Below are 21065 nucleotides of genomic sequence, written 5' to 3' on the forward strand. Positions count from 1 at the left end.
AAAAAATAAAGAATGATTAGAAGAAAGTTTAAACCCAACAAAAAGAAAAATTCTGTAAAGTATAATTTGTTAAATGCTAAACTTGGATTGAAATATTCTAACAGAATTAAGAAAGGTCAAACTAATGGATTTTGGAAATATCAGCGAATAGAATATTTCCTAGATGAGTTGATACCCGGTACTGAAGTGAATCAATATGACACAATAGAAACCGAACTTTTTAATAAAATCAATACAAGTGAAATATTTTACGATACTGATTTAGTTGAAAAACATAAATACAAGAATAGATATATTAGAACTGAAATAGATGGTTCCATAATAGAGTATATTTTTACGATAGATCATGATTCATTATTTATCACTTATATCATAAAGAAGGGGAAAAATGAAGTATTTGGGACAATTGGAACAGATTATAATTTAGTGCCAAGAGAAAGTTCAGAATACACCCAATTGAATAAGAAAGTCTTTCCTTATAAGAATGTGATAGATTTAATGGATTTCACTTTAAAGTATCTTTATTACTTAGAACATCATCAAAAAAACGTAGTAACAAACAATAAGTATCTCACCTCAAAGAGTCACAAACAAGTATCAAATAAGAACAATGAAAAGGGGGTATTAATGAACTATCACAAGGTCAACAATACTATTGCTTCAGTTGTTTCTTATTCAGAAGTTACTGGTCATTATCGAACTCAACGATATGGAAGAGGAAATTCCAAAACCAAGACGATTTTTATCCCTTCACACAAACGTAAGGAGCATGTGAGGAAATATGAAGCATTTGATGAGAAAGAGTTAGTCAACCCTTAATTTTAAGAAATGAGACAAATATCAGAAGTAATAAAAGAGGTTAGGAAAAAAGAAGGTGTATCAGCAAAAGTTATTGCTGAAAAATTGAATCTCGAAAGACCAAATTATTATAGATTTGAAAAGAAATTTGATAAACTTCAATTTGAATTATTTCACTTGATAGAAACACTGGGAATAAGTTTAAAAGATTTTTTCACTCTTTTGGTTGGAGAGAATCTTGAAAAAGAAAATGATTTAAAGCTAAATACAAAAAGCGACTCTCATATTGATTACCCCAAATTAATATACAAACTATCAAAATTTGGTAAAGTAGAAGTATGTAAAGATGGAGGGGAAATATTCACCCTATTGATGACTGGTAAAAATCTAGCAAATAATAGTGTTTTAATGGGTATAACATGTGTAGTTGTAGATATGGTATCTAAAAAATATCCAACTATTGACATTATGAAAAATGATGATAATTTTCAACTAATGGTATTAAGGAAATAAACAATGTATTTACTAGAAGGTGGAGAAGAGCTTACAGCTGACGATATTATAGAAAGATCCCCAGCGACATTTTTTATGAGGATGGGAGCCGATATACCGGAATGGAAAATTTATTCAGATGATATACTGGTCATTGACAAAGGTGGTCAAGATGATATTAAAGTAGGGGAGCTGTTCGTCACTTTTTTAAATAAAGAGTTTAGAGTATTTATGAAGTCTGAAGATGGCTATTATTTTAAACCTAATCATTCCTCAAAGCAAAAGCTTAAAGTATGGGGAAAGGTAACTCATACCATAAGAAAATTTTGATAAAGGAATAAATAGAAAACTAAATGTCACTTAGAGAATATTGTAAAAAGAACAACTTACATAAAGGCTATGATATAGTACTTTCAAAGCTAAGAGAAAATGAAAATGAAAGGATTATGAAAGACTCTCTGTCATGGTCAAAAATTGGTAGAGTTACCTCTTCATTTTATGAGGTGACAAAGAAAAAATCATATAGTATTGAGGATACTATAGAAGCTATTGTACAGTTAGGAATACCATTCTCAGAATTACAAAACCCAAAGTGGTATAAGTTCTGGGTGGATAAGGATATTTTTAAAGTAAAGGAAGCAATTAGAATACTTTCAAAGTAAAATTTATATGAATTTTAGAAAGTGTTACATATAGATAAAAAACAATAACTCTAAAAGTATCTTTTTGCTTATCTAATGAATATTTTTTATGGTTTTTTAATTTTAATGTCAAAAACAATAAAAGCTTATTATCCTTTAAAAACAACATTTTATTACTCAAATGCATATTGAAAATCAAACATATTGATTGGATGTTTACTTCAATAATCTGTCTATGCGAATGATAGAATATATATTAATAATAAAAAAGCATCCCATTACTAGGATGCTTTTGTGTGGACAGTTTCTTTTAAACCAAACTTTTTTTCTTTTTCAAAGAATCTTTTTTCGATTCATTTAATTCCAAAATGAATTTTTCGGTTGCACTTATAATATTCATTATAGTATGGAACTTTGGCTTAGTCTTACCGGAAAGAGTTTTATACAAGCTATTACGGTTAAGACCTGTCTCAATAGATATTTTTGCTACTCCAATGTATTTGATTACATTATTCAAAGCTATGATAATATCATCTGGATTGTTTGTGTTTTTTACAAACTGAAAATACTCATAGGCTTCCATTACATCTTCAAAATAATTTGATGTTTCGTAAGCTCTTATTTCTGTATGTTCCATTGTTTTTCAAATAATATTAATGCAACCATCTTTCGATGATTGCATTAAAATTTAACTGTTTTTTTTTCGCTCAGCAATTATTGCTTTTCGTAGCTTTATTGCTTTACTAATATCGGCACTTTGTGTTCCTTTAGTGCCTCCGCCTAGAAGGAGTATAACATTTTTACGATCATTTATGAAATAGACTCTGTATCCTTTTTGGAAATCTATTTTTATTTCATGAATACCTTCTCTTAGACATTTGGTATTGCCTAAATTGCCAGTTATAACTCTATCCAAATACATTTGGATTGTGAAGAACGCTTCTTTGTTCTTCAGTTTAACTTTTAAGAGCCACTTATTAAAAGAAGTGGACTCATTTATAGTTATCATTATATTAGAAAAGTTATAGTGCATTGAAACGGCTAAAAATGCACGAGTAAACTGGAATTTATATCTAAAGTAAATGTAGCCTATAAGCTACACTTAAGCAAATTATTTAGAATATATTTTCGCTTGCAGGCTACTCTATTTTCTTATTTTGGTCATTGGATTTATATAACATGCTATATGATAAATAGTACCTTAACGAGCAGATTGAGTTCAGAAAAAAATCCCCCATAGGTCATATAATATGAGTCCTATTAGGGATTTTTTTTACTCAGAAGGAAGTAAAAACCACTTGCTACTACTTAGTATCATTATCAACAATGTATTTACCCAGTGCTTCGGTGACAGCTTCGGATAAGGTAATTCCTTTTTTCTTAGCAATTTGAAACATATCTGAGTGAATTTCTTGTTTTACTATGGCTCCAATATTTCTATACCCATCTTTATTTAATTTACGAGAAGGGGCATTTTTTAGAAATGAAATATCTAATTTTCTAGTGTAAGCCAATAGATAAAAATTCTTATTTTTCGTTCTAAAATCATTTAAGTACTCATACTTTTTGGCCACCTTCATTATTTCATCATCTGTGAATTTCTTCTTTCTACGTTTAGTCTTTTTCAAGAATGAAATATCTATACCTCTATTAAATGAAATATTGAAAAGAGTAGGTTGTTCTCTTCTGAAGTCCTTTAGATATTCGTATTTTTTTGCTACCTGAAGTACATCTTCATCTGTATATTTTTTTCTTACACCCATTTTTATTTCAAGTTTGGTATTGGTGGGTTTTCTTCAAGATCTAATTTTTCTCCATATTGGAGCAAATCAAGATTATTGAGATGATCAATCAATATTTGGAATAAACGCTTTTTAAAATTAATAGAGTTTTGATCACATTGTACATGGAATAGATCATTATTGAACCAATTGAAACGTGTTTCCTCATTATATGCTATAGCCCTGCTACCTTTGTTGATAGTATATCTCATTCTGATCAAAGGCTCTTCTATTGTGTTAAGTTTATCACCTTCGTTTACACTTTCAATCATCCATCTAAAGCTCGAATTGTCAAACTTTAATTCTGCTTTGTACTTATGAGTATTACTATGGTCTTGGAAGTGAAAAATAGTATGTTCTTCATTCTTATCTGTTGAAATCAAAACCGTATCAAAATAGTGCTTTCCAGTTTCACCAGTCAAACTTAATTCTCCTATTCCTTTTACTCCAATTAGTGAAATTCTAGTTATTATTTCCATAATCTTTAAACATTTTGTGGTAAGAATATTATTTGCAAATGTATTTTTGAAGTGTGTAGTGTATGTGCATACTTCAAAAATTATAAATCTTTGGCTTGTTTTAATAATAACTTAAAGTCTGCTATCCTATTTTCATAATAATCTATAAGCTCATTTTTAGCTTCCTCATAAGTGTCAAATGATTGGTAATTGGACGGATCAATTAAACCTGCATTCATATCACTTAATTTATTAATTGTGCAATCTTCAAAATTAATTAAATATTCTTTTAGATCTATACTACCTATGATTAGTCTATCTCTTCTAGCTTTGCCCATGATTTATTCGTATAAAATTATTTCAATATATGGATTACTACAATTCAGATATTTTACCTAAAATTGCTGTAAAGCCCCGTTCTGAATCTTGACCTTCTAAAGTGTAGTTTTGTTTGTCTGAATCATCTAAATAAACATCTTTAAAGCATTCATTTAAGTATTCTGTAAATTTATCAGGAATAAGCCAGAATGATTGATTAGTGTGCTGTTGTAATGTGCCGTCACAATGTCTAAGTAAAACATTGTCACTGCCAAAATCACCAGCTTCAAGTCTAACTTGTGCAACTCTACCTACTCGTTTATCAAAGTTTGCCCCTCCCTGCTGAAGTCCTGTAATTACATATTTGTTCTTATATTCATTAGTCCAATTATGTATCATTTTACCGAAATATTCTTTATTTTCTTTCAAGGTCATTTTTCATCAATGTTTAAGCTAAAATTCTACTACTTTCCAATCGTTAAATTGAAGTGACATATTTATTGAGATATGTTAGTTGTTCAACATACGTACATATTCAACTATCTCTTTCCCACTTCCAAAGTAATCCGGTTCGTTGGGTTTCCTTTTACTATCTAGGTATTCGTAAACGCCATTAAGTAAACTTTCTTTGTCTTGTTCAATTATGTTTGCTCCATCAAATAAAGCTTCTGAGGCTTGCGACAATAAGTTAATACACTCAAGCCTCACTATTTCTCGTTTTTGCTTTTTAGTTAGTTTTTTTGTCATCGATCAAATATTTAATTTAAGCTCATAAAATTTTGAATTATGATTGATCAAGCGTTGATATTATCATTTGATATTTATCACCATATTTACCATGAAAAACATGTTTAAATATTCTAACATCATCATCATCAATATTAACACTATCTAATGTCTTTTTTTCTGCAACATCTTTATCAATATATTCTACTGCTTTGTCTCTATCTGTAAATGATTTATAAGTTGCATCTAATTCAAATATAAATGAATCATCATTCTTATAACGCCACTGTTTTACTATGTATATCATACATTTTTGTTTTAAAAGTTGATTTCATGACTTTCATGTTCAACTCGTTATGTTTAAGCTAAAATTCTACTTTCCAAATCGATAATTTTTGATTTTATTATCTGGTTATGCTCTTCAATATCAATTCTTTCTAGCCATATATCTCTACAACTTTTTGCATGAGAAACGGCATCTTCTTTAGTATAAACACCAGCTTTGTAGATTGATTCAGTATATCCACCAAAATTAGGTCTATAATAACCACCTTTTCTTATGTAGCAATATTTGATATGTTCATTGTTAAGTATTTCTTGTAAAGCTTTAATTCTTTTTCTTTCAGCGAGAATTTCGTTAATCTCCCATAATTTTTTTTCAGAACCTTCAAAATCTAACAAATCAGCACTCTTACATCTAACAATTGGAATATTTAAGTAGGTCAATTCTTCACCAGTGTTTTTAATAATCATGCTTTCATACTCTACTTCTTTTAATAAGGAAGATTTCGCTTCATTTCTTGTGTCAGCATAACAAATGAAGTCACCAAACAAGTAACCTTCATCTATTTTTTCTAAATCAATTTTGTACGCTTTTTTAACTATTTCGTTGTTCATGATTTTCAATAATTACCTTCAGGTCTAAATTAAAACTCTTTGCTATATCATTTAGTCTTTGAACAGGTATACCGTTCAGCTCCCATCTTGATATTTCTTTTTGAGACTTACCTATTTTAGTGGCAAACTCTTCTTGTGTAAGTTTTAGAGAGGTTCGTATGTCTCTTAAAACTTTTCCCGTATCGATCATAACACAATATACTACATAATATGTAGTACTACAAATATTGTAGTATATAGAAAGAAAAAAAAGAGGTTTCCCCTCTTATCTAATTAACATATAGCATGTTATATTAAAACAAAAACCTAGACTAAATATCTAGTATTTTTTTATTAAAATTATTTTTAGTTGTCATTTTTGATAACTTTTTCATATATTTGTGTATGATAATTCAAAAGTTAGATTTCATAAAAGAATATAGTAAGAAAAATAATCTTGCTAAAAATGGATTAATGTATTGGTATACAATATCAAAATCAAAAAACTGGAAAAGTGTTGCTGACTTAAAAGCAGATTTCCCTAAAGTGGATAAAAAAAATGATCTATACATATTTAATATAAAAGGTAACACTTATAGATTAATAACTAAGATAGATTTTGATAAAAAAATAATTGAGATAAGATTCATTGGCACTCATTCTGAGTATGATAAATTAAATCTTAATCAGAAAAAGACAAGGAATAATTTAAATATGTTTAAGGTAAAAAATAAATAACACAACTGACTAACTAATTAACTATCAGTAAACAAATTATAACTTAAGACAGTAAGAAAATTAAAATGAAAGATCAACAACATTTTGAGTACAAAAAAATAACCAATGACCAAGATTATCAATATTATTCTCATGTTTTCTCATTATTAATGGATAATGAGAATAGAAATAATGATGATGATAATAAATTTGATGTGCTTAGTATTTTATTACAAGAATATCAAAATAGAGTTATTGAGCCAGAATTAGAATTAATGATGGATGAAATGACTCCTATTGATTGGATTGAAGGTGCTATGGATAATTTAGATTTGAAACAAAAAGATCTAATTGGTATCATTGGAAGCAATAAAGGAAGAGTTAGTGAAGTAATGAATGGTAAACGACCATTAAGTGCCTCTATGATTATTAAAACTTCTCAAGTTTTAAATATCCCTCTTGAAAGATTGATAGGTAAAGATATGAAACAAAAAAATGCAAATAAATTTTATGAGTTAGCATAAAAGATAAAAAAAGCTTCTACATTAATGTAGAAGCTTTTTTTATTGGAACCAATAAATAAAATTTTCTTTATACTCATATTTTAAGTACCAATTAAAGGACATTTACATGTTTTCATTAATTCAACTAACTCTCTTTGCTCATTAAGTGTTGTAAGATGGTTATCTATTGTATTGATGTAAACATGCCAATCCCCGTAATGATGTTTTTCTAATATTTGTATTTCTGAAAATTCATCAACTTGTTCTTCTTGGGTCATGTCGCCAATAGATTGTGGTGTAGGAGACAAAAGTATATCACAATCATATCCTTCAATTTTATAATAAACTCTAAACTGTTCCCATTTTTTATCAAACCATCTTTTAGCAGTTGAAAAGCCTTTAGAGAGTAAAAAATCTACACAAATTTCTTCATTATGCTGTCCTTCTTTTTCATATTTCAAAATAGCTATAGATAAGTCTTTAAGGTTTTCATATCCATAAACACCTAACCCATTCATTTTACAAAGGTTTTGAGGATGCATTATTTTGCTTTCATCGTTACATTCAATGTAAACCCTATTATTTTTACCTTTCTTTATTTCCCAGATGCCTTTTTTACTTTCCATTTTACAATCTTATCATATTTATCAGTCAGTACACCAAATAGGTGTTTTATCGCCCATATAAGTAAATCTCACATTAGAATAAAAGTATTCCAATGATAACCTTCTTTCCCAGTTACAATTGCATTTCCAATTCTTCTTCCATCTCTCGTAAAAAGAGCTGAACCAATGTCATCTTCTTTGTCATATTAATTAAGCTGGGATGATAACTTTCATGTGTAAGTCTAAATCTTTCATCTCTTTATCAAAATGCCGAATAGCTATACCTAAAGCTTCATCTTCATTACTTGCTGCTGTAACTAAGCACCTTAAACATTGTTTTTCTCTATTCCTATAGACCAAGGAAACAGAATAACTAGGAGTAATATTATATAAATCTAATAGCTTACTATGCAATTGACTTACAGTAATTTTTTTATCTGAAAAACTATCTATTAATTCATCAATATTCTTTTTCATATCTTAACTTTTTTAAACTAAAAATTCTTCTTCCATCTCTCGTAAAAAGAGCTTAACCAATATCCAGTTTACTTATATCCATATATAAATTAATGTGTCTCAATATACGAACGTTTTATGATACTATTTCACTTATAAGTGAATTTTATAAATCCATTGGTATACTAATAAAAATTGTCTCATAAATACATTTCACTTATCTTAGTCTCATTAATTACATTATTTATGAATTAATGAGACAGTATGAATATGAAGTACGAAAAAGAGATAGACGAATTGTTAAAAGATATTCTTTTTGATGATACAATGAGTGAAGATTTTTGTGTAATGTTTTTATTTCAAAATAAAGAGAGGTATAACTTTATTAAGGGTAATGCTCATAAAATATTGTTAGGTTTGCTCCAACAGGAGTTATCTTTAGAAACTGCATTAAAATACATAAGAAAAGAAATCAAAGGAGGTAAATATGAAAATTGGCTATGCGAGGGTATCAACACTAAATCAGGATCTAGCAAGACAATTAATGTCGTTAGAAGAAAAAGGTTGCGAGAGAATTTATCAAGAAAAAGTTGGATCAACTAAGTATAGGCCAGAACTGGAAAAACTTATTGATAATTTAAGGCCTGGGGATGAAGTTATTGTTATTTCCTTGGATAGGTTAGGAAGATCTCTTAAAAACCTCTTAGAGATCGTTGAGACTTTAAGATCAAAAGAGTGTCAACTGATTTCCATACATGAGAATATAGATACAACAACCACAACAGGAAAGCTTTTTTTTAATATTTTCGCTTCCTTGTATGAGTTTGAAAGAGCTACAATTGTTGATAGAACATTACATGGTTTAGAAGCTGCAAGGAAAAGAGGTATAAAGGGAGGGAGAAAGCCCGGACTTTCAGATGAAAATAAAAAGAAAGCACTCATAGCACAATCCTTATATGACGAAAAAAAGTTGTCTGTTAAAGAAATTTGTGATACGTTGAATATTAGTAGAGCATCATTTTACAGATACATCAAAACCAAAAGTAATTAACAATAATAGCAGTTGATATTTTGTATGTATAAGTGTTTAAAAATAAAATAGTTATATTTGTATAAAACCTAAATTTTTAAAGTATGTATAAACAAAAAACATTAGCAGAGGTTAAGTCTATTGCGGAAGGTATGGAAAAAACGCCTGAAGCTGCTTTAGCGAGACTAAGAGGAATTGGTCTTTTTTCATCAAAAGGTGGAAAATCAAATTATCCTACATTGGAAAAAAAGATAGAAGAAAATGCCTCAAGAAAAGGAAAAAGGTCTATCAAAACTATGAGAAGTTTAAACGGAATTAAATAATAAACAACTACTAACAATATTGATGAAATATAACTATAGACATAACCTTGTAATAGGTTTTCATGGTTGCTCAAAACAAACTTTAGATTCTCTTTTAGAAAAACCAACATTGGTAAAACAAAGTGAAAAGAAATATGATTGGTTAGGCAGTGGGTTCTACGTATGGGAAAATAATTACCAACGAGCTTTAGAATGGGCTAAAAAAAGCAGAAGCATAAAAGATCCTGCAGTAGTGGGGGTAGTTTTTACTTTAGGTGACTGTTTAGATTTGACAGATAAAAGCTCATTGGATAAGCTAAAACAGGGTCACAAAAGAATGGCTGAAGATTTTGATCTTGCTGATATTGAGTTGCCAACTAACAAAAACTCAAAAACTGATACTGAGAAAGACCTTCTTTTAAGGGAGTTGGATTGTGCAGTTATCAATTTCTATTATAGAGAAATGGAAAAAGTTGATACGGTACGTGGAATATTTTTTGAAGGTGGTGATTTATATCCGGGGGCCGGAATAAAATCAAAAACACATACACAAATCGCTATACGAAATAATGATTGTATTTTAGGGTTTTTCAAACCTAAAAGTACATTGGTATAGTTACTATGCTATATAGCTAGACTCATTATCAACAATTACATTAAAATTCTCACTCTTAATTTTTTCAATCAATTCGACAAAATCATTCAAAGTAATTATGAATCTTATTTTATTCACAGGTGAATAATCAAGTACTTTAAAGTTGTAATCTTGTATAAGATCATATAGAGAATTAGACCTTCTATTCCCACAACAGATGAACAATGTAGTTTGTATTTTATGTATGGGAACTGGAGGTTTTTTATTGTTTACTCTTTTACTTCTCTTGACAAGTGATTGTATTGTATGTAATAGGTGTTTGATTTTTTTCATTAAAGCATACTTATAGGTAAAAGAAATAATATTTTTATACTCTTCCGATTGGTGCATATGGACCAATCGGAAGAGTAAGCTTTACTTTTTCTTGATAATAATTGTATTGAGCTTTCCTACTTTTACATTTTTATTTGAGGAAACCGCTTCAACAATCCATTTCTTTTTTCCTAGAAACCATTTCCTTTGCCAAATGCATACAACTTCGAGAGGAATTTTTATATCATATTCAAAATGAGACTTCCCTTTTTCATCTAATAGAGCTTTTAAGTAAGTGTATTTGTCTTTGTATATCATTGACCTTACCCTTTCTACAGTATCTACGGTAATATTGATAACGGTATCTTGGTAAGATATATTCTCGATTTTTGAACTCGCATTTAAGGAAATCTGATAAGCATTTTCTAGGTTCCGGTAATTTTTTTTTAAACTTTCGAATTTGTGTAACCACTCAAATTCTTTTTGCTTATGCATTTCTTTTAGAGTATTCTTTGATAGTTTCAGAGCATCAACGGTCTGTACCAATTCACCATTTTTATTTTTATAGGTTTCAATGACATGGTTCTTACCTTCAATGAGGTGAGTTAATGCTTTTGTTTTTTCTCTTTCTTGATTCAAAGTATCAGTTTTTACAACTGTAAATCCGAGTAAGAAAAGTGAGATGATGACCAGAATTGCTTCTAAACCATGTCGCCTCAAAAATGGCATCACAGTGTTCTTCGTCCAATGAATAGACTTATTAATAATTGGGTTTAAAAATGGTAACATGTTTGTTAAATTAGTTGTTTAAAAATATGAGAAATTATACTGACTGTAAACGATTGAGCCAGTACTTTATATCGCTGTGTATTTGAAATGCCTTTGGTATAATTATCAGGAAACCCCTGAAGTCTCTCACACTCCAAAGGAGTAAGTTTTCTAAGGAATTTATCATTAGCAATAAATGAACCTTCACCTTTATTTGTTGTCATTGTAGGTGATTTTCCTTTGATGTCATATACCCAACCTCTCATGCCTTTGCCCGATGGATGGAGGTTACATTTCTTTATCGGCTTATTGGTGACAATTAAATTATCTTTTAGAGTTGTTGTAATTGTGTTTGACTCTTCATCTTTTCGCAACTCTAATTGTTGAATGTATTTTTTAGCATTGTCATCGAACCTTCCTCTTAAAGCCGACATTTTATTTTCCTTATGAATCAAAATATCCTTTAGAACAATTCCTTTGTCTTCCGGAAGGTCAAAATCAATATTAGTCCAATAATTCCTTACTCTATTTTGAGCCGTCAATAATGAAGAATTTACCTTTTCATTTTCTACCCCTAATCGTTTTGATATTATCTCTTCAATATCCTTATTCATAGAGACATTTTCGAAAATAAAGTACTTCGGTTTTAAGGTCTTCAAAAGTCTTTCAAACTCAAAAAACAGCATACTTCGAGGATCATCAAAATTTAATCTCTTCCCAGCACTTGAAAAACCTTGACATGGTGAACCTCCAATTAGAATATCAATTTTTCCTTTGAAATTTGATTTGTCAACCTCTTTAATGTCACCTACTTGAATCGTATTTGGGAAGTGCTTTTGAGTGATATAAATTGCATTTTCATCAATCTCAGAAGCATAGTAATTTTTAACCTTAATACCGGCATTCTTCAATGCTAGTTGTGCTCCGCTAATGCCATCAAAACACGAAACAACATTGTATTCCTTATTGCTACATAAATTACCAAGTCCATCACTTTTAGTACTACTTTCAGTAAAAACTTTAAAAATTAAATTGAACATGTGTGATTTAATAGGTTCCTTAACTGTACCCTTGTCATTTGTATTATGTATGTTAGGTGAATGAATATTTTTTTTGTAAAAATCCTCACCATATAGCAAATAGAACATTGTATCAATAGAAAGGATTATCCTTGATTAAGAATAATCTCAAATGATGCATTATTCTTTTGAAAAAAGAACTCTTTAAACCTTCCTTGTAAAGTCTAATTATTTTCAAACACTTTGTATGTGAAAGGCTTACTTTTTCACCAATGGATCTAGATGAAAAACCATGAAGATGATACTTTATGACCAATTCTTTTGTTTGTTTATCAGATTGACCTTTTAAGACCTCCCTTACACATTTATTTACATGTTTTGTGCTTGTGTTAAGCTCTTTAGCTATCTGAGTATTACTGAGACCTCTTTGTTTAAGTTCTTGAATATCGTTTGAGAAATAGTTCATTTGTTATTAATCATTAAGTAGAAAATTTCATTACTTTTCTTCATCCACAATTTTTTTATTATGAATATCATAATAGATTTTTTCTCCTTCAGAGTATCTGTTCTTTTCGCAATGTGCAATACCAGGATAGTTACACTGAATCACACATTGAGCATCATATTCACTCATACTACCTCCTCTTGCTGTTCCTGCGGTGGTAGATTGGAAAATAACGATAAAAAATGTGTTAGGATATTTCTTTCGTAAATAGTCAAAATCCCCCTGTTTTGCCCCTTTTACTTTTGAAAAGCTGTCAATAGCTACTACATCAAACTTTCTGGCTGCTTCTTCTAAGTCTTTAATGCCATTGGGAGTATCTGATACGATGTAGGTATTTCTTTGAGCATGTGCAGAGATATGTTTGTCTCTCATATTTGAGATCAACTTACTGTCTCCAGCCATTTCCAATGAAAAGAAGCAAACACTATAACCTGCAATACCGAATGCATTCATAATCTGAAAAAGAAGGGTAGATTTTCCTGCTCCCTTTTGGCCTCTGAGCACTAAAGCATATTCTTTCCTTTCCACATTTTCTAAGAAGTCACCAACGATTGTAGGTAATTGAATCAGAGTTGTAGAAGGTCTTGTTTTATCAATACGGATAGCACCAAGACTGCCTACTGATTTCTTATTCTCCTGAATAGTTACTTTTTTCCTTACAGCTGTTTTTTTTCTTGGTGAAGCGGTTTTTGAAACACTTTTCTTGATTGCTTTCGGGTAATGCTTTTTAATTTCCTGTTCTATGATTTTAAGAGAAATATTATCATCATCCTTTAATGCCTGCTGATATATTTTTTTAATATCAGCAGGAACTTTTCTTAAATCTATGTTCATCTGTTAGCTTTTGATTAGAGTTTCAGATTAGTTTAACTGGGTGTTACAGTTACAGATACCATTTAAACCATTCAGTTCTTGTTTGGAAATAGAAACCTTACCTCCATTTTCTATGGCCTTGATCAATGATTTTTTAGCGTTGTGAACTTCTTTATAGTAAATGTCTCCTTCACATACTTTCCCTTTAGAAAGGGCCGATTCAAATGCATTACGAAGTGTTTCAAGCCTTTTTATATTACCTGAAAAATCACCGCCTTCAACTGTAATAAATCGTTTCAAAAGCCCCACAGAAGTCCTGATTGATGTTTGGTTGGTTAGTTTGAGTATTGTTTCTTCAAAATCATTCTTAACATCAATCTGAGCGAGATCCTGTTCTTTCTCCAAGTCGTTAATTACTTTAGTAAGAGCTGAGTGGATAGTATTGATTGTTTCTTTGTAAGGGCTGTTTTTATCAATCTTTTTCTCAGTGATTGCTCTTTCAAAAGCTCTGAACAGAGAAAGAAACTGCTTTTTATTTTTTTCTTTGCCAATAAATGTTTTGAATCTTCTGATCAGTTTTAAATCATCAGAGAATGCAAACACGAGCGTTCTATTTTTATTAGAACAGGCAGGAGTACTTTTCTTTTTGGGAGTAACACTTTTTTTAGCAGTACTTTTACCTTTCTTCTGTTTTAAATAATCAGATTCTATGTAAAAATATTTTATCTCACCATCAAATGAATCAATGGAAAAGTAGGTATCATGAAAAGTAAAATCACTTGCTTTATTTAATTCTAACCAAGATCCTTCCTTATTATACAATTGAGACAATTGTACTGAATTAGTCTGTACATGAAGAATTTTTCTCTTTCCTGATAAATTAGGAGCAAGAGTATCACAATATAAATAGTGGTTGATGTTATTCTTTAACCATTGCTTCAACTGTGAAAGATTCTTTGGAGTATCTGCAGACTTCACATTTTTACTTTCTCCTTTCTTCTTGCTTGGCGAAGGTGCAGATGATTTAAGTTTCTTCTCAAAAAGAAAGTTAAGAGCATCCAGTGACTCATCCACCATAGATTTGATTTCCTTATCATCGTCATATAATGACTTGGAATCATCAATCAGTTCAATGGCTTCTGTCAGGCCATTGTCATCGATTAGAGCTTTATGCTTTTTATAAAGTTCCTGGTAGTTTTTTAAGTTAGCTTTTACTGACATTTTTATAAAAGGTTAATAGGTTTATTCTTGCTCTAATTGAAGCTTTTTCATTCTGATACGAACAATTTTAAGTTTAGCCCTCGCTTTCACTTTAATTATGTTCGCCTTCTTCTCTGCCTCAATTTTCTTTTTAATCTCAGCAGCAGAAATACGGCTAGAATCATTTTCCTTACTTTTAGTGGCAGGTGTTATTTTAATTTTCCTCTTATTCTCCACCGTTGGTATATCACATTTAGAATGATCAATATCTGCGAAAGAATAAGACAATACATAGTTGAGGTCTGAAAACTCCTTGGCTCTTCCTTCAGGGGTTGCACCATCGATATTCATGGTTTCTTTATACTCTCGTATTTTTTCTATTACCTCATTGAAGTAGTCAGGAGATGTTAGCGTTTTTCTCAGTGTTTCCTTTGCCGTTATATCTTTCTCCACAGATTCAATAATCTTTTCAATATCATCCTCCTCGCTAAAACCTCTTTTCTCAATAACAGATCTTACCGTAGATTGATAGACTTTCATATTGTCCCGGAACCTGTCTATGTAATACATACCAGTCACCTGACCATTTGCCGACTTCAGTCTGCGAGAAAATTTCAAAAGTATTTTATCCTCAATACTTGTAGCATCATTTTCATCAAAGTTCAATTCACTAAGCTCATTGAAAAGGTTCATGTGCCTTAACGCTTCATCATACGCTCTTTTTGACGTATTACCGTAGGTCCTATTTTTGAAATCCTCATAATCTTTATACGGGTTTTTCAAATAATGCCTTTGTGAAAAGTTTGACTTCTGTCTTAAAAAGTCAGCAAAAACAGTATCTCTATCATCGTTGAGCCTACTTTTCAAAGCACTGAATTCACTAAGAGATTTTTTCGTTTCATAAAGTGAGGAAATTTCACCTTCAACGTCCATTAACTCTGTTTTGATCTCATGATCTGCTAATACTTTTAAATCAGTGATCAAGGCCATTTTCACTTCCTGCGGGTCCAATGACTCCTCATCAAGAACATTCTTTCTGTCCCCTCTTGCCCAAAGTGTATTGATTCTTGATGTTTTCTCTTCCAGCTTCTGAAAAATGAAAACATCCATAGAGTTCTCCACCAAAGGCATCACTAAGCGAACAATACCATACTTATTGCCTTGTCTGTAAATCCTTCCATTAAGTTGTTGTACACCTGTAGAGTTCCAGTCAGGAAGGCAATTGATTAGTACAGTACCGTACTTTTGAAGGTTAATACCTTCTTTGATAGTAGAACTGCCAATGATGACTTTGATTTCTCCAGCTTGAAAAGCATTCTTTATCTTTTCTTTTTTGTTTGTTGTGGTGCTTCCTGTTATGATTTCAACCTCGGAAACTGTACCTCCAGTGGTAGATTTCACCTTGTCTTTGTAACCACATTCTTGGATTAAATACTGCTTTACCAGTTCAAAGTAATCTTTGCCTCTATCAATATAAATCACCACACCTGAAATATGCTCATCTCTTTTTACGTGGTAATCACGGACTGATTTAGCACATAAACAGGCATACTTGATTTTCGGGGAGTCATTTACGAATTGAGCAGCAGTTAGCTGACTTGGCGGTGTTTTTTCAAATATATGTGGAGACAATGCATTATTAATGGATTGACCCATCATTTTAAGAATAGCACCCGTATCATTTTTAGGAGCATTATTAGCAGCTGCAACGATAGCCAACTGATTTTGTTCCTGTCTTTCAGTCATAGAGATATATGTGACCTTCTGTTCCTTTAGAGGAAGCTTCACAGCCTCACCATTTACCATTTTAGTGGTAAGAGGAAGGTTTATCTTGCATGGCCTTGGCACATTGGCCTCATCACCCGTTTTGTAGTTGATGTTATTGTAAAGCAACTTACCTAACACAAGCATGTTATTGAAGCTCTTTACAACTACCTTTTTATCTAAGGACCCATTGGGTTTTACTACAGTTTCGAAAGTTTCATCAATGAAAGTCTCAAAAAATCTATTCAGGTTGAATAGATTCATATCGTTCAAATTCTCTCGAGCAACATAACTGAGCATGGAGAAAACTTCCAATGGAGAATTGTTAAAAGGCGTTGCCGTAAGGAGCATAACATTTCCCTTGAACTTATTCTGTATGTAATTGGTCACAAAGAATAACTGTCTTGCTCTCTGACTGCCTGTACTGCCACTGAAATTGAAACGTTTAGCACTTTCTCCATCATCTTTTTTTACATCGCCAAATAAGTTCTTGAAGTTGTGAGCTTCATCCACTACAACATAATCAAAGCCTAGTGTGTCAATGTTGCAAACAGTGTCAAATGTAGATTCACTGATTTCATTATCAATAGATTCTCTCCTTTGCTGGTCCCTTCTTTGCTGTCCCTTGGATGGCACCAAACCTATAAGTTTATGGTAGCCGGCATTATCTTTTTTCAAATCATGAAAATCCTGCTCTAATATGTTGCTTATCTCATTTACAAAGTCACCTTCAAGATTTGTGGAGAAACCAATCTTTTTAAGCCCTTCGAATGTTACTAATGTGATCGTATTATCATCGACTACTGTATCAAAATCAATATCATTCTCCTGACAGATCTTATTGTTCAGATTGTACCATTCATTGATCTTGATACCCGTTCCGGAAAGAACACCTTTTAATTTTTTTCCATTGTCATCCACCTTACCAAACATTTCTGAAATCCAGTTGGAATAAGTAGGATTAGGTACAATGATAAGTGGCTTTTTACACCTGCCTTGCTGCATAGCAGATGCAATCTGAGATATTGCTGTGATGGTCTTGCCTACTCCAACATCAAAGGCGATGATTCCTGATTTCTTTATATCCATAAAGGCTACTCCATCCCTTTGTGCAGGTCTCAAAGAGAAATTAAAACCATGAAAAGAATCTGAAACTTCCAATGCGATAGGCACCTTCTTTGAGATAATATCACAATAACCGTTGAACTGTTCATTCCAAAGACGATCTAACTTCATTCGTTCATTGACCGATATACCCTCATGCAGAAATTTAGCGTAAAGCTTCTCTCCTTCTTCCACGGCCTTCATCTTATCTCTCTCAAAAACTTTCTTATCCATATCCCTTGGCTTTCTAGCCCCCTGCAGATAATAGAGATTAATGAACTGACCTGACATATTCCTTGGCAGTTCATCTTCAGAAAGATGAAGCAAATACATTTCAAAAGCCGTAGAAAGTGCAGTCGGTTCCTCCAAGTACAATCCTAAGTCATCATTGTATTCTGAAATAAGATGTTCCTGTGAGAATTTACTGATAGCTTTCAATATTGGTCTGTCAGCAATACTTTTATTGAAAAATGAAAGTGCTTTAGGTTTGAATTTATTGATAACACGAATATGATTTTCATAAGCATTCTGACCATACTTACTGATAATATCCTCTTCAATCGATTTTACCTCACGTTCTAAAGCGTATAAATTCTTTGAAAGAAAAACAGCTAATGGCTGAGGGTATTCCACCCCTTTCTTGATAAATAAAACACCATTTTTCACAAATTGACTGATCTCTTTATCTGTCAATGAAAAGTGATTGTAAACCTTTGATTTCTTCCAGTTCTTTAATGGAAGGCCCATTTTATGCTGATACCAATTATAGGCTTTTATCTCGTCAATGGTTAAATCCGGGTTCCATTTTTCGACCATCTGATCAAAAGACTTCGCAAGATCAGAACTGACACTACCTAACCCCTGTAAATTGCCTTTACTGATATTCTTTATTAGGTTCTTTGTCTGCTGATCTAGTTTTCCAGTATATCTATTAATGAGTGTCATTTGTGTTCTTTAATCTGATTTCTAGTAGTTGTTTTCTGATACGAATGATTTTTATTTTCGCCTTAGCTTTAGCTAGTATTATTTCTTTTTCAGTTTTATGTTTTAAACGGTTTTTGAAATAGTCCACTACTTCTTTTTCACCACCTTTCACCATAAAAGGAAAAAATAAGCTTGTTGTCCTGATCGTCTGCCCAATTATTTTATCAGGGTTGATTTCAAAATAGTTCGAGCATTGAGATAAATCCTTAAAAGTAAGTTCAGCATTACTGAATTGACTTGAAAGACCTTCTATTATTTTATCATCAACTTCACTAATTTCTTTAGGAGGTTTTCTTCCATAATTGTAATACTCAATATTCTCTTTATTGATCCTCTGAGTAATATCATTTTCGGACAATCCAGCCTTAATCAGTTCATTTTTATTCCTGGTAGAAACTAAATGATAGTAATGTGATCTTGCTCTATAAAATGCATTTCTATTCATGTTCGAAATTCAGTTGCATCACCGATTCACTCAACGACAAATTTTCAGTTGCCATCATACTAATGATTCTGCTCTCAATAAACTTATACCCTTCTTTTGATGATAATTGAGCCTTTAATAAACTTTTAAGTTTACTTTCGTTGGCTTTTAAAAAATTGTAGATTTCATCTCTTATCGATTTCTCTGTCATTTCTTTCTCAGTATAATAATATCAGTTGGAACTTTTGTTGTGTCAAATATGGAAGGCAATCTATAGGCATCTTCCAGCGTACATTTACTGTCTAATATGCTTTTTAAACCGTTCAGATTATTGTTGTTTGAAAGGAAAGCTGAAGCGGTGAGTATCACCATCAAACCATCTTTTTTCAGAAGGTCCAATGACTTAAGAATGAAAAAACCATCCAAAGTGATTTTCTTTATTCCCAGTTTCTTCAATTCATTACGAAAGTAAATCGAGTACTTGTTTTTGTGTTCAGGACCATAGGGTGGATTCGTCATAATAAGATCAAATGGGTACCCTTTTAAATTACTGGTGCCTGATTTCAGTCTGCTTCTTTTGTGCTTCTCTAAAAAAGTCTCTTCGAAGTACCCTTGAAAGTGATGGGAATCGGGGTATAAGGCTTTGCCAACTGCATGGTTCTTTTCATCTCTCTCTACAAAATACAGTTGAGAGTGGTTTTCTGAAGGGAAGTATTCCAATAGCCTTCCCGTACCTGATGAGGGATCTAATACACTCCCCCCTTGGTAACCATGTTTGACTGCCAGCTTATACATTATTTCACTAATGAAAAAAGGGGTGAAATATTCATATAAATTATATTCCCCAGTATCCTTTTCTCTTGGTGGATTGTAATTCTTGAGAAATTCAATTTCTGTCTCAGTGAGTTGATAGTTCTCAGCTTTGATCAAATCATCAACCAGTGAGTTATATTTCGCTTCAGCTTTCATCTTAACCGATAATGTACTTTTTCACTTTCTTGTTGTTTGAGGTTACTTTTTTTAAAGTTCCATTTAAAGGTTTTGTATATTTCCTTTCAAGAAGGGCTATTTTCATAAATAGGTGCAACATTGTTCTTGGATTTTTTTTTACTTTAATACATTTGATTTCAGTACATTCAACAGAAAAAATGATGACGAAGCTTATTAAAATTCATTCCTCTTTCATCCCGTTTTTGATTACATATACGGCATCCAGTAATAGAGTGAAAATGTACTGCTCTTCCATTTTCAGATGTATTATCAAACAGGTAAAGAGGATAAATTGAAATAAAACAGATTAAAATGAGGAATAGGTTCATATTACTGCTCTGTTATGGGCAAACTGAATCAACAGTTAAACTTTCATTTTTTTCTTCATTTCAACAACATTTGTAGTAAATGTTAAGCCGTTATGAGTAAACACATATTGTCTTTTAACCATATCGTCAAAAATTTTTCTGTTGTGAAGCATTTTTCCTAAATCTATTTGCTTCCTGATTTCGTTTCTTAATCCTTTTGATAGTCCTATTGTATTGATGACTAAATCAATAGTGTTTTGAAAAACTTCATCTTTCTTTTTTGCTGACAATGAAGAAAAAAGTTTTTTAGTTGCCATAATATTGATATTTAAGCCAGCCCATAACAATAAATATAAAACAACAGGGCTGTTGTGCTGGATTATACTTTGTGCTACTATTCATCATTTGTGGTCGGCTGATAGGGTTTCACACTTAATCCTTGCTGTTTCATATTTGTAGCCGTTATTGTCCTACTTTAGTTAGTTTCAATCCCTTCTTTTCCAGCTCATCAACAAAATTCTGCATCTTCTTTTTATAGAGACCTCTTCGATCATAATCATAAAAGAGATGTCCAGC

General features: G+C 31.3%; 31 protein-coding genes. 10 read left to right on the plus strand and 21 right to left on the minus strand.

Going from position 1 to position 21065, the window contains the following annotated elements:
• Nucleotides 1-12: 12 nt before the first annotated feature.
• The 4 genes from AVL50_RS00095 to AVL50_RS00110 are packed head-to-tail and all read left to right on the plus strand — an operon-like array spanning nucleotide 13 to nucleotide 1952.
• Nucleotides 13-819: a hypothetical protein gene (locus AVL50_RS00095; protein WP_062614447.1), complete on the plus strand. Its 807-nt coding sequence runs from the start codon at nucleotides 13-15 to the stop codon at nucleotides 817-819.
• A gap of 9 nt (nucleotides 820-828) precedes the next feature.
• Nucleotides 829-1311 carry a helix-turn-helix domain-containing protein gene (locus AVL50_RS00100; protein WP_062614448.1) on the plus strand — a complete coding sequence of 161 codons (483 nt, stop codon included), beginning with the start codon at nucleotides 829-831 and terminating at the stop codon, nucleotides 1309-1311.
• A 3-nt stretch (nucleotides 1312-1314) separates the two neighbouring features.
• Nucleotides 1315-1620 carry a LexA family transcriptional regulator gene (locus tag AVL50_RS00105; protein WP_062614449.1) on the plus strand — a complete coding sequence of 102 codons (306 nt, stop codon included), beginning with the start codon at nucleotides 1315-1317 and terminating at the stop codon, nucleotides 1618-1620.
• 23 nt (nucleotides 1621-1643) lie between these two features.
• Nucleotides 1644-1952, plus strand: coding sequence for a hypothetical protein (locus AVL50_RS00110; RefSeq protein ID WP_062614450.1), 309 nt, complete (start codon nucleotides 1644-1646; stop codon nucleotides 1950-1952).
• Between the two features lie 289 nt (nucleotides 1953-2241).
• Here AVL50_RS00110 and AVL50_RS00115 read toward each other — a convergent pair whose 3' ends face one another.
• The 10 genes from AVL50_RS00115 to AVL50_RS00160 form a co-directional block, all read right to left on the minus strand.
• Nucleotides 2242-2568, minus strand: a complete 327-nt coding sequence (locus AVL50_RS00115) for an addiction module antidote protein (RefSeq protein ID WP_062614451.1) — start codon at nucleotides 2566-2568, stop codon at nucleotides 2242-2244.
• A gap of 51 nt (nucleotides 2569-2619) precedes the next feature.
• On the minus strand, nucleotides 2620-2940 hold the full coding sequence (locus AVL50_RS00120) for a type II toxin-antitoxin system RelE/ParE family toxin (RefSeq protein ID WP_063850493.1): 321 nt from the start codon (nucleotides 2938-2940) through the stop codon (nucleotides 2620-2622).
• A 295-nt stretch (nucleotides 2941-3235) separates the two neighbouring features.
• Nucleotides 3236-3694 (minus strand): hypothetical protein, encoded by a 459-nt coding sequence (locus AVL50_RS00125; protein WP_062614453.1) that lies wholly within the window; start codon nucleotides 3692-3694, stop codon nucleotides 3236-3238.
• A 2-nt stretch (nucleotides 3695-3696) separates the two neighbouring features.
• Entirely contained in the window at nucleotides 3697-4191 is a 495-nt protein-coding gene (locus tag AVL50_RS00130; RefSeq protein ID WP_062614454.1) for a hypothetical protein, read from the minus strand.
• Between the two features lie 80 nt (nucleotides 4192-4271).
• On the minus strand, nucleotides 4272-4508 hold the full coding sequence (locus AVL50_RS00135) for a hypothetical protein (RefSeq protein ID WP_062614455.1): 237 nt from the start codon (nucleotides 4506-4508) through the stop codon (nucleotides 4272-4274).
• 37 nt (nucleotides 4509-4545) lie between these two features.
• Nucleotides 4546-4923, minus strand: coding sequence for a hypothetical protein (locus tag AVL50_RS00140; RefSeq protein WP_062614456.1), 378 nt, complete (start codon nucleotides 4921-4923; stop codon nucleotides 4546-4548).
• A 75-nt stretch (nucleotides 4924-4998) separates the two neighbouring features.
• A complete protein-coding gene (locus AVL50_RS00145) occupies nucleotides 4999-5235 on the minus strand; it encodes a hypothetical protein (protein WP_062614457.1) in 237 nt (78 codons plus the stop codon).
• A 37-nt stretch (nucleotides 5236-5272) separates the two neighbouring features.
• Nucleotides 5273-5521, minus strand: a complete 249-nt coding sequence (locus AVL50_RS00150) for a hypothetical protein (RefSeq protein WP_062614458.1) — start codon at nucleotides 5519-5521, stop codon at nucleotides 5273-5275.
• 53 nt (nucleotides 5522-5574) lie between these two features.
• Nucleotides 5575-6111, minus strand: coding sequence for a hypothetical protein (locus AVL50_RS00155; RefSeq protein WP_062614459.1), 537 nt, complete (start codon nucleotides 6109-6111; stop codon nucleotides 5575-5577).
• Nucleotides 6092-6301 carry a helix-turn-helix domain-containing protein gene (locus AVL50_RS00160; RefSeq protein ID WP_062614460.1) on the minus strand — a complete coding sequence of 70 codons (210 nt, stop codon included), beginning with the start codon at nucleotides 6299-6301 and terminating at the stop codon, nucleotides 6092-6094. Before AVL50_RS00160 ends, AVL50_RS00155 begins: the two co-directional genes overlap by 20 nt.
• Before the next feature lie 194 nt (nucleotides 6302-6495).
• Between AVL50_RS00160 and AVL50_RS00165 the strand changes: the two genes are divergently transcribed.
• Both AVL50_RS00165 and AVL50_RS00170 read left to right on the plus strand, forming a co-directional pair.
• Entirely contained in the window at nucleotides 6496-6828 is a 333-nt protein-coding gene (locus AVL50_RS00165) for a type II toxin-antitoxin system HigB family toxin (protein WP_062614461.1), read from the plus strand.
• Nucleotides 6829-6893: 65 nt separating this feature from the next.
• The gene (locus AVL50_RS00170; RefSeq protein WP_062614462.1) at nucleotides 6894-7331 is read left to right on the plus strand and encodes a type II toxin-antitoxin system HigA family antitoxin; all 438 of its coding nucleotides are present in this window, start codon (nucleotides 6894-6896) and stop codon (nucleotides 7329-7331) included.
• An 80-nt stretch (nucleotides 7332-7411) separates the two neighbouring features.
• Here AVL50_RS00170 and AVL50_RS00175 read toward each other — a convergent pair whose 3' ends face one another.
• Together AVL50_RS00175 and AVL50_RS00180 are read right to left on the minus strand one after the other, a co-directional pair.
• The gene (locus AVL50_RS00175) at nucleotides 7412-7936 is read right to left on the minus strand and encodes a hypothetical protein (RefSeq protein ID WP_062614463.1); all 525 of its coding nucleotides are present in this window, start codon (nucleotides 7934-7936) and stop codon (nucleotides 7412-7414) included.
• A gap of 189 nt (nucleotides 7937-8125) precedes the next feature.
• The gene (locus AVL50_RS00180; RefSeq protein WP_062614464.1) at nucleotides 8126-8392 is read right to left on the minus strand and encodes a hypothetical protein; all 267 of its coding nucleotides are present in this window, start codon (nucleotides 8390-8392) and stop codon (nucleotides 8126-8128) included.
• 249 nt (nucleotides 8393-8641) lie between these two features.
• Here AVL50_RS00180 and AVL50_RS33255 point away from each other — a divergent pair, with 249 nt between their 5' ends.
• The 4 genes from AVL50_RS33255 to AVL50_RS00195 all read left to right on the plus strand — a co-directional run bounded on the left by AVL50_RS33255 (nucleotide 8642) and on the right by AVL50_RS00195 (nucleotide 10319).
• Nucleotides 8642-8974: a hypothetical protein gene (locus AVL50_RS33255; protein ID WP_172826726.1), complete on the plus strand. Its 333-nt coding sequence runs from the start codon at nucleotides 8642-8644 to the stop codon at nucleotides 8972-8974.
• The gene (locus AVL50_RS00185) at nucleotides 8916-9422 is read left to right on the plus strand and encodes a recombinase family protein (protein WP_253764238.1); all 507 of its coding nucleotides are present in this window, start codon (nucleotides 8916-8918) and stop codon (nucleotides 9420-9422) included. The genes AVL50_RS33255 and AVL50_RS00185 overlap by 59 nt, the downstream gene beginning before the upstream one ends.
• Nucleotides 9423-9505: 83 nt before the next feature.
• Nucleotides 9506-9724: a hypothetical protein gene (locus AVL50_RS00190; protein WP_062614466.1), complete on the plus strand. Its 219-nt coding sequence runs from the start codon at nucleotides 9506-9508 to the stop codon at nucleotides 9722-9724.
• A gap of 22 nt (nucleotides 9725-9746) precedes the next feature.
• Entirely contained in the window at nucleotides 9747-10319 is a 573-nt protein-coding gene (locus AVL50_RS00195; RefSeq protein ID WP_062614467.1) for a hypothetical protein, read from the plus strand.
• 393 nt (nucleotides 10320-10712) lie between these two features.
• Here the strand turns inward: AVL50_RS00195 and AVL50_RS00205 are convergent, their stop codons facing one another.
• The 9 genes from AVL50_RS00205 to AVL50_RS00250 all read right to left on the minus strand — a co-directional run bounded on the left by AVL50_RS00205 (nucleotide 10713) and on the right by AVL50_RS00250 (nucleotide 20806).
• A complete protein-coding gene (locus tag AVL50_RS00205; protein ID WP_062614469.1) occupies nucleotides 10713-11399 on the minus strand; it encodes a DUF6549 family protein in 687 nt (228 codons plus the stop codon).
• A gap of 5 nt (nucleotides 11400-11404) precedes the next feature.
• The gene (locus AVL50_RS00210) at nucleotides 11405-12418 is read right to left on the minus strand and encodes a DNA cytosine methyltransferase (protein WP_172826728.1); all 1014 of its coding nucleotides are present in this window, start codon (nucleotides 12416-12418) and stop codon (nucleotides 11405-11407) included.
• 475 nt (nucleotides 12419-12893) lie between these two features.
• A complete protein-coding gene (locus AVL50_RS00220; RefSeq protein ID WP_062614472.1) occupies nucleotides 12894-13736 on the minus strand; it encodes a hypothetical protein in 843 nt (280 codons plus the stop codon).
• Nucleotides 13737-13763: 27 nt separating this feature from the next.
• Nucleotides 13764-14936 (minus strand): hypothetical protein, encoded by a 1173-nt coding sequence (locus tag AVL50_RS00225; RefSeq protein ID WP_062614473.1) that lies wholly within the window; start codon nucleotides 14934-14936, stop codon nucleotides 13764-13766.
• Nucleotides 14937-14957: 21 nt separating this feature from the next.
• Nucleotides 14958-18728 (minus strand): SNF2-related protein, encoded by a 3771-nt coding sequence (locus tag AVL50_RS00230; RefSeq protein WP_062614474.1) that lies wholly within the window; start codon nucleotides 18726-18728, stop codon nucleotides 14958-14960.
• Nucleotides 18715-19212 carry a hypothetical protein gene (locus AVL50_RS00235; RefSeq protein ID WP_062614475.1) on the minus strand — a complete coding sequence of 166 codons (498 nt, stop codon included), beginning with the start codon at nucleotides 19210-19212 and terminating at the stop codon, nucleotides 18715-18717. Before AVL50_RS00235 ends, AVL50_RS00230 begins: the two co-directional genes overlap by 14 nt.
• Nucleotides 19205-19402, minus strand: a complete 198-nt coding sequence (locus AVL50_RS00240) for a hypothetical protein (protein ID WP_062614476.1) — start codon at nucleotides 19400-19402, stop codon at nucleotides 19205-19207. The genes AVL50_RS00235 and AVL50_RS00240 overlap by 8 nt, the downstream gene beginning before the upstream one ends.
• Nucleotides 19399-20160: an N-6 DNA methylase gene (locus AVL50_RS00245; RefSeq protein WP_062614477.1), complete on the minus strand. Its 762-nt coding sequence runs from the start codon at nucleotides 20158-20160 to the stop codon at nucleotides 19399-19401. The genes AVL50_RS00240 and AVL50_RS00245 overlap by 4 nt, the downstream gene beginning before the upstream one ends.
• Before the next feature lie 385 nt (nucleotides 20161-20545).
• Complete coding sequence (locus AVL50_RS00250; protein WP_157491070.1) at nucleotides 20546-20806, minus strand: hypothetical protein; 261 nt, start codon at nucleotides 20804-20806, stop codon at nucleotides 20546-20548.
• Between the last annotated feature and the right edge of the window lie 259 nt (nucleotides 20807-21065).

The organism is Flammeovirga sp. SJP92 (assembly GCF_001583495.1).
Lineage (GTDB): Bacteria > Bacteroidota > Bacteroidia > Cytophagales > Flammeovirgaceae > Flammeovirga.